Origin of the sequence: Pseudonocardia pini, assembly GCF_013870575.1 — a bacterium.
GTDB classification, from domain to species: Bacteria; Actinomycetota; Actinomycetes; order Mycobacteriales; family Pseudonocardiaceae; genus Pseudonocardia; species Pseudonocardia pini.
In genome coordinates, this window is record NZ_JACBXB010000280.1 from 1 (window position 1) to 6,556 (window position 6,556).

At 73.0% G+C, this 6,556-nt stretch carries 10 protein-coding genes and 2 riboswitches; of the genes, 6 read left to right on the plus strand and 4 right to left on the minus strand.

Features of this window, described 5'->3' with window-relative positions:
- A partial coding sequence (locus H5J29_RS16810; RefSeq protein WP_246393953.1) for a thiamine pyrophosphate-binding protein occupies positions 1-476 on the minus strand: 476 nt, incomplete at its 3' end.
- Positions 466-981, minus strand: a complete 516-nt coding sequence (locus H5J29_RS16815) for an OsmC family protein (RefSeq protein ID WP_181781904.1) — start codon at positions 979-981, stop codon at positions 466-468. The genes H5J29_RS16815 and H5J29_RS16810, both read right to left, overlap by 11 nt.
- A gap of 92 nt (positions 982-1,073) precedes the next feature.
- On the opposite strand from H5J29_RS16815, the gene clsA reads away from it, so the two are divergent.
- From clsA to H5J29_RS16840, 5 genes are all read left to right on the plus strand, one after another.
- Positions 1,074-1,691 (plus strand): cardiolipin synthase ClsA, encoded by a 618-nt coding sequence (gene clsA / locus H5J29_RS16820; protein WP_181781905.1) that lies wholly within the window; start codon positions 1,074-1,076, stop codon positions 1,689-1,691.
- Between the two features lie 10 nt (positions 1,692-1,701).
- Positions 1,702-2,109: a glycine cleavage system protein GcvH gene (gcvH, locus tag H5J29_RS16825; protein WP_181781906.1), complete on the plus strand. Its 408-nt coding sequence runs from the start codon at positions 1,702-1,704 to the stop codon at positions 2,107-2,109.
- A 124-nt stretch (positions 2,110-2,233) separates the two neighbouring features.
- On the plus strand, positions 2,234-2,695 hold the full coding sequence (gene garA, locus H5J29_RS16830) for a glycogen accumulation regulator GarA (protein WP_181781907.1): 462 nt from the start codon (positions 2,234-2,236) through the stop codon (positions 2,693-2,695).
- A 121-nt stretch (positions 2,696-2,816) separates the two neighbouring features.
- Entirely contained in the window at positions 2,817-3,293 is a 477-nt protein-coding gene (locus H5J29_RS16835) for a bifunctional nuclease family protein (RefSeq protein WP_181781908.1), read from the plus strand.
- 173 nt (positions 3,294-3,466) lie between these two features.
- Entirely contained in the window at positions 3,467-4,045 is a 579-nt protein-coding gene (locus H5J29_RS16840; protein WP_181781909.1) for a MerR family transcriptional regulator, read from the plus strand.
- A 101-nt stretch (positions 4,046-4,146) separates the two neighbouring features.
- Here H5J29_RS16840 and H5J29_RS16845 read toward each other — a convergent pair whose 3' ends face one another.
- Together H5J29_RS16845 and H5J29_RS16850 are read right to left on the minus strand one after the other, a co-directional pair.
- Positions 4,147-5,052: a type IV toxin-antitoxin system AbiEi family antitoxin gene (locus tag H5J29_RS16845; RefSeq protein WP_181781910.1), complete on the minus strand. Its 906-nt coding sequence runs from the start codon at positions 5,050-5,052 to the stop codon at positions 4,147-4,149.
- 121 nt (positions 5,053-5,173) lie between these two features.
- The gene (locus H5J29_RS16850) at positions 5,174-5,470 is read right to left on the minus strand and encodes a YiaA/YiaB family inner membrane protein (RefSeq protein ID WP_181781911.1); all 297 of its coding nucleotides are present in this window, start codon (positions 5,468-5,470) and stop codon (positions 5,174-5,176) included.
- A 79-nt stretch (positions 5,471-5,549) separates the two neighbouring features.
- Positions 5,550-5,648: riboswitch (glycine riboswitch) on the plus strand.
- Positions 5,649-5,763, plus strand: a riboswitch (glycine riboswitch).
- 42 nt (positions 5,764-5,805) lie between these two features.
- Between H5J29_RS16850 and H5J29_RS16855 the strand changes: the two genes are divergently transcribed.
- A partial coding sequence (locus H5J29_RS16855; protein WP_512700122.1) for a PLP-dependent aminotransferase family protein occupies positions 5,806-6,556 on the plus strand: 751 nt, incomplete at its 3' end.

Sequence of the window (6,556 nt, forward strand, 5' to 3'; positions counted from 1 at the left end):
GGCGGTCCGCACGCGGCGGCGACCGCGGCGGCCGTGTCGGCACCCAGCTCCGCCGTGCTCGCGGAACGGCGGACCCAGCCGGAGACGGCACCCGCGATGGCGTCCAGATCGGACTCGAGAGGGGCGTCGAGGGGCTTGTGCGGCAACGAGTGGTCGCCGACGACGTTGACCACCGGCGAGCCCGCCCGACGCGCGTTGTGCAGGTTGGCCAGCCCGTCCGCCAGCCCGGGTCCGAGGTGCAGCAGGGTGGCGGCGGGACGCTCCGCCATCCGCGCGTACCCGTCCGCGGCGCCCGTCGCGACGCCCTCGAAGAGGGTCAGGACAGCACGCATCCGCGGCTCGCCGTCCAGCGCCGCGACCAGGTGCATCTCGGAGGTCCCGGGGTTGGCGAAGCAGGTGTCCACGCCCGCGTCGGCCAGGGTGCCCAGCAGCAGCGCGGCGCCGGTCTCCGGTGCGGTATCCGATTCAGTCGGCATGGACCGACGCTACCGACACCTCGATCCCGGGGTTCCCCTTGATGGTCTGCAGCACGACGCAGTAGCGCTCGGTGAGCCTGGTCAGGAGGGCGACCTCCTCGGCGTCGGCGGAGGTCCGGAGGTCGAAGCCGAGCCGGATGTCGCGGAAGCCCACGGGCGCGGTCCTGTCCACGCCGAGGGTGCCGCGGAAGTCCAGGTCGCCCTCGGCCCGCACGGTGCCGGTCACGTCGATCCCGAGCGAGGTCGCGACGGCCCGCAGGGTGACGCCCGCGCACGCCACCAGGGCCTCCAGGAGCATCTCGCCCGAGCACAGCTGCGTCCCGTCGCCACCCGAGGCCGGGTGCAGGCCCGCCTCCACGAGCGCCGTGGCGGTGCGGACCTTGCAGGCGACGCCGGTCCCGTCGAGCTCGCCGTCCGCCCGCATGGTGACGACGGCCGAGGCGGCGTCCTCGGCGTACTGCTTCTTGAGCGGGGCCTGCGCGTCCTTGAGCGTGGTGGCGTCCATCCCGCCATCGTCGCCCGGTGGCGGCGCGATCTCCACCCGCGGGCGTGATCGCTCCCGCGGAGGCGGCGTCGTGACCCGCTAACCTGCCCGTCGTGACCGGCGTACTGCGGGGGGAACGGGTGCTGACCGTCCCCAACCTGCTCAGCGCGCTGCGGCTGCTGGGCGTGCCGCTGTTCCTGTGGCTGCTGCTCGGCCCGGAGGCGGACGGCTGGGCGATCCTCGTGCTGGCGGTCGGCGGCTTCACGGACTGGGCGGACGGCAAGCTCGCCCGGCTGCTGGACCAGTACTCGCGGCTGGGCGCACTGCTCGATCCCGCGGTGGACCGGCTCTACATCCTCGCCGCGCTGGTCGCCCTGGGGGTCCGGGGCATCGTGCCGTGGTGGGTGGTCGTCACGCTCGTGGCGCGAGACCTCGTCCTCGGCGTCTGCGTGGCCGTGCTGCGCCGGCTGGGCTACGGCCCGTTCCCCGTCGTCTACCTGGGCAAGGCCGCCACCTTCCTGCTGCTCTACGCCTTCCCGATCCTGCTGCTGGGCACCCAGGAGGGCTTCTGGGGGGACCTCGCGCGGCCGGTCGGCTACGCCTTCGCGGCGTGGGGCGTGGCCCTCTACCTGTGGTCCGGGCTGCTCTACCTGACGCAGTTCGGGCTGGCCCTGCGCGCGGGCCCCGTGCGGGGGACCTCCCACGCGGGCGCGGACCCGGGTGAGGTCTAGGCTGCGCGTCGTGAGTGCCGAGCAGACCGCCACCCCAGACGACCTGCGCTACACCGAGGCCCACGAGTGGGTCCGGCCGCTGGACTCGGGCCGGGTCCGGGTCGGCATCACCGACCACGCGCAGTCCCAGCTCGGCGACGTGGTGTTCGTACAGCTCCCGGCGGTGGGGGACTCGTTCGCGGCGGGGGACGCCCTCGGTGAGGTCGAGTCGACCAAGTCCGTCTCGGACATCTACGCCCCGATCGCGGGCACGGTCGTCGAGGTGAACGCGGCGCTGGAGGGCAGTCCCGAACTGATCAACGCGGCGGCCTACGGAGAGGGCTGGCTCCTGGAGATCGAGCCCGCCGAGGGCGGTGCGGACCCGGTGTCCGCCCTGCTCGACGCCGCCGCCTACCGCGAGCTGGTCGCGGGCGCCTGACGCCCGTCCCGGCCCGCACGCACGGCCGCGACACGATAGGTTCGCCGACGGCCGTCGCGAGCAGACAGCACGTCCCCGCCGCGCCCCACGGGCGTCGGGGCAACAGGCAGGAGGAGACCCCGAGGTGACCACGAACGACGGGCCCGGCGTCCCGCCGGAGCGTTCCCCGGAGACCACGTCGGTCTTCCGGGCGGACTTCCTGGCCGACGTCGAGCCAGCGGCCCCGGAACAGCCGGTCTCGGGCGTCTCGGGGATGGACGCGCTGCCCCCCGGCTCCGCGTTGCTGGTCGTGCGCCGGGGGCCGAACGCGGGCTCGCGGTTCCTGCTGGACAGGCCGACCACCAGCGCGGGCAGGCACCCGGACAGCGACATCTTCCTCGACGACGTCACCGTCTCCCGGCGGCACGCGGAGTTCCGGCGCGACTCGGGCGAGTTCGTGGTGGTGGACGTGGGGAGCCTCAACGGGACCTACGTCAACCGCGAGCCGGTGGACACCGCGGTGCTCGCCAACGGTGACGAGGTGCAGATCGGCAAGTTCCGGCTGGTCTTCCTCACCGGGCCCACCGAGCCCGGCGCAGGGGGCTGACCGGTTCCCGGGGCGTTTCCGGCGGGGAAAACCCCCGCCGACGCCCGTCCGGAGGCGCGCGATCCACGGGCCGCGCGTGTAGCGTCGAGGTTGTCGGACCCCAGGGTGAGGAGGCGGGCGCATGAGCGAGATGCGTGTCGTGGGAGTCAGGGTCGAACTGCCCGCCAACCAGCCGATCCTCCTGTTGCGCGAGACGCAGGGCGATCGCTACCTGCCGATCTGGATCGGCTCGGTGGAGGCGACCGCCATCGCTCTCGAGCAGCAGGGCGTCAAGCCCGCCCGCCCGTTGACCCACGACCTGTTGAAGGACGTGATCGGCGCGCTCGGGCGGCGGCTGGAGCAGGTGCGCATCACCGACCTGCAGGAGGGCACCTTCTACGCGGAGCTCGTCTTCGACGGTGGGATCACGGTGTCCGCCCGGCCGAGCGACTCGGTGGCGCTCGCGCTGCGGATCGGGGTGCCGATCCACGCGGACGAGAGCGTGCTCGCCGAGGCCGGGCTCGTCATCCCGGACGAGCAGGAGGACGAGGTGGAGAAGTTCCGCGAGTTCCTCGACTCCGTCTCGCCGGAGGACTTCCGGGGCGCTCAGCCAGGCTGATCGGGGCGTGATCTCGGGCCCGGTTGCGGCCCGGTCGCCGACACGCCCGGGTGGGCCTGCCGTACGGCGGCGTGGCGCGTTGACCGGGAGCGTCGGTCCGCTTACCGTCAGCTCTGTCAGTGGCTGAAGGGGTCGTCGGGCCTGAGTGGCACCGATCGGCGGGAAGGAGTGCCGTGGACGGGTCGCCGTCTGACGGGCCCGAGCAGGGCGAGCTCTTCCCCGACCCCCTGGTCGGTGAGGGTCTCGACGGCCTGCCCGACCAGCTCGTCGGGTTCCGTGGGCCCACCGCGTGCCAGGTCGTGGGGATCACCTACCGCCAGCTGGACTACTGGGCGCGCACCGGCCTGGTCGTGCCCTCGATCCGTGGAGCCGCGGGCTCCGGGTCGCAGCGGCTGTACTCGTTCAAGGACGTGCTGGTCCTCAAGGTCGTCAAGCGCCTGCTCGACGCCGGGGTGTCGCTGCAGAACATCCGGGTCGCCGTCGAGCACCTGCGCAGGCGGGGGATAAGAGACCTCGCCCAGATCACCCTGTTCTCCGACGGCACCACCGTCTACGAGTGCACGAGCCCCGAGGAGGTCGTCGACCTGCTGCAGGGCGGCCAGGGCGTCTTCGGCATCGCCGTCTCCGGCGCCATGCGGGAGATCAGCGGCTCGATCAAGGACTTCCCGGTGGAGCGGGCCGACGGCGGGAGCGTCGACGAGACCCCCGAGGACGAGCTCTCCCGCCGTCGAGCCCGCCGCGCCATCTCCTGACCCCGGCCCGCCTGACCCAGGCCCTCCTGACCCCGGCCCGCCTGACCCCGGCCGAGATGAACCAGGGTGCTGTTCCGAGCATGATCGAACAGCACTGACGTTCATCTCGGCGCTTCTCCGCGGAGGGCGCGGCCGACGATCGTCACGATGTACTCGGGGCGTCGGAAGAGGTCGTTCTTCGTGACGCGGAGGATGCGCCAGCCCCGGTCGACCAGTGCTGTCGTGCGCGCGATGTCCCGGAGCACACGGTCGGGCTCCACGTGGGGAGCGCCCTCGTACTCGATCCCGAGCCGCTGCTCGGGATAGGCGAGGTCGAGCCACACCGCCTCCTTCGCGACCGGGTCCTGCACCACCCACTGCACCTCGGGGCGGGGGAGACCGGAGTCCACGAGCAGCACCCTCAGCAGGGTCTCGGGGCGCGAGCCCGCCCGTCGGTCCGCGAGCTCGACGAGTTCGGGGATCCGGGCACAGCCGCGCATCGAGGGATGGAGTGCGTTGAGGCGGAGCACCTCGTCGGGGGCGAAGCGACCAGTGTTCGCGAGCGCGTCCACACAGGCGACGGCCTCGTTCCGGCTCGGCGCCCAGCGGGCGAGGTCGAAGGCCGTGCGCTCCGGGGTGGTGACGACCAGCCCGTCGACCTCGGTGATCTCGTTCGGCCACAGGCGCTCGCGGTGCAGCCGGAGCCCGGGTGGGACCCGGAACCCACCTCCGGGGACGGTGATCTCCGGGGGGACCTCGCCGGGAAGACAGTCGGCGCCGTGGAGAACGGCGGCCGAGTAGCCCGACAGCGCCCCGCGGGTCTGCATCAGCAGGAACGCCGCCCGCGAGCGGAGCCGGAGGTCGAGGACGGAACCGCCGGGGACGTAGACGTCCGGATAGACCTGGGTGAACCGCGGACCCCGGAGCTGCGCGGTGGTGACGAGCCCGGCCCGCCTCGCCCACGACCCACGGAACACGTGCGGCCACCCCGGTGGCAGCGCAGGCACCCAGACGGAGAGATCGGCCATGTGCCGCATGGTGACCCGACGGGGTGGTCCGGCGGGCCGGAACGGCGAAAGTCCCTGCCGAGATGAACGTCAGTGCTGTTCCGAGCATGATCGAAGAGCACTGACGTTCATCTCGGCGCTGCTATGCGGCGGGGCGGAAGGGGTCGTGGTCGGCCAGCAGGCGCTCCAGCCTGGCCTGGTCGACGCGGCTCAGCACCGTGTTGCGCTCCTGCTTGTCGCGGACGGTCTTGGCGAGGGTGAAGGCGCTCGTCGTCACGTAGAGGACGGCCACCGCCAGGAAGGCGCGCACCCAGGGGTCGGCGGGCAGGTAGACCACCCCGACGACGACGGCGGCGAGGGCGATGCCGAAGGACAGCACCGCCTGGAGGTGGAACGCGGCCGTGGTGGGGGAGGAGGTCGCACGATCGTCGCTGCTCATGACCGAAGTGTGGGCGTGATCCGCGGCGCGGTCCTCGGTGGAACTACGGGTCCGGCGCTACGCTGGTCCCCGTAGTCGCCGATCCCACGCGGGAGAGACCCGGTCGCACGTGAGGCCGGGCGCCGAAGGAGCAAATCCTCCCCGGAACCTCTCAGGCACCCGAGACCGCGCGGGGGAGACGCCTCTGGAAAGCGACGAGCGCCCCTGGGGTGCGAGTCCGCCGACGGGGAAAGCCCTGGTTCGCCGGGTGAATCTCTCAGGTGCCCATTTCGGGCGGTGACAGAGGGGGAGGGCAGCACCGCCGTCCTGCCCGCCCTGTCGTCCTCGGAGGCCCCGTGACCGACCGACCCACCCTCGCCGAGCTCGCCGACCCGCCGTTCGCCGACCGGCACGTCGGGCCGCGGCCCGCGGAGCTGGACCGGATGCTCGACGCGATCGGCGTCGGGTCCCTCGAGGAACTGGCGGTGCGGGCGCTACCGCCGAGCATCCGCGACACCGAGCCGGTGCCGACCACGATCCCCGCCCCGGCCGCGGAGTCCGAGATGCTGGCCGAGCTGCGCCTGCTCGCGGAGCGCAACACCGTGACCGTGCCGATGATCGGGCTCGGGTACTCGGGGACCGTCACACCGCCGGTGATCCGCAGGCACGTCCTGGAGAACCCCGCCTGGTACACGGCCTACACGCCCTACCAGCCGGAGATCAGCCAGGGCAGGCTCGAGGCGCTGCTCGCGTTCCAGACGATGGTCGCCGACCTCACCGGGCTGCCCGTGGCCGGGGCCTCCCTGCTCGACGAGGCCACCGCGGCCGCCGAGGCCATGACCCTGCTGCGTCGGGCGGGCCGGGCGAGGTCCGCCCGCTTCGTCGTCGACGCCGACACGCTGCCGCAGACGATCGACGTCCTGCGCACCCGCGCCGAGCCGCTGGGGATCGAGCTGGTGGTCGCGGACCTGTCCGAGGGGCTGCCCGAGGGGGAGCTGTTCGGGGCGCTGCTGTCCTACCCCGGGGCGTCGGGGCGGGTCGTGGATCCGTCGGCGCTGGTCGAGGCCGTGCACGAGCGGGGTGGGCTGGTCGCCGTGGCCGCCGACC

Excerpts from the sequence above, each read along its gene's own strand:
- H5J29_RS16835 (WP_181781908.1), top strand. The coding sequence starts at position 2,817 with ATGAGCGAGATGCGTGTCGTGGGAGTCAGGGTCGAACTGCCCGCCAAC.
- H5J29_RS16815 (WP_181781904.1), bottom strand. The coding sequence starts at position 981 with ATGGACGCCACCACGCTCAAGGACGCGCAGGCCCCGCTCAAGAAGCAG.
- H5J29_RS16850 (WP_181781911.1), bottom strand. The coding sequence starts at position 5,470 with ATGAGCAGCGACGATCGTGCGACCTCCTCCCCCACCACGGCCGCGTTC.
- H5J29_RS16845 (WP_181781910.1), bottom strand. The coding sequence starts at position 5,052 with ATGGCCGATCTCTCCGTCTGGGTGCCTGCGCTGCCACCGGGGTGGCCG.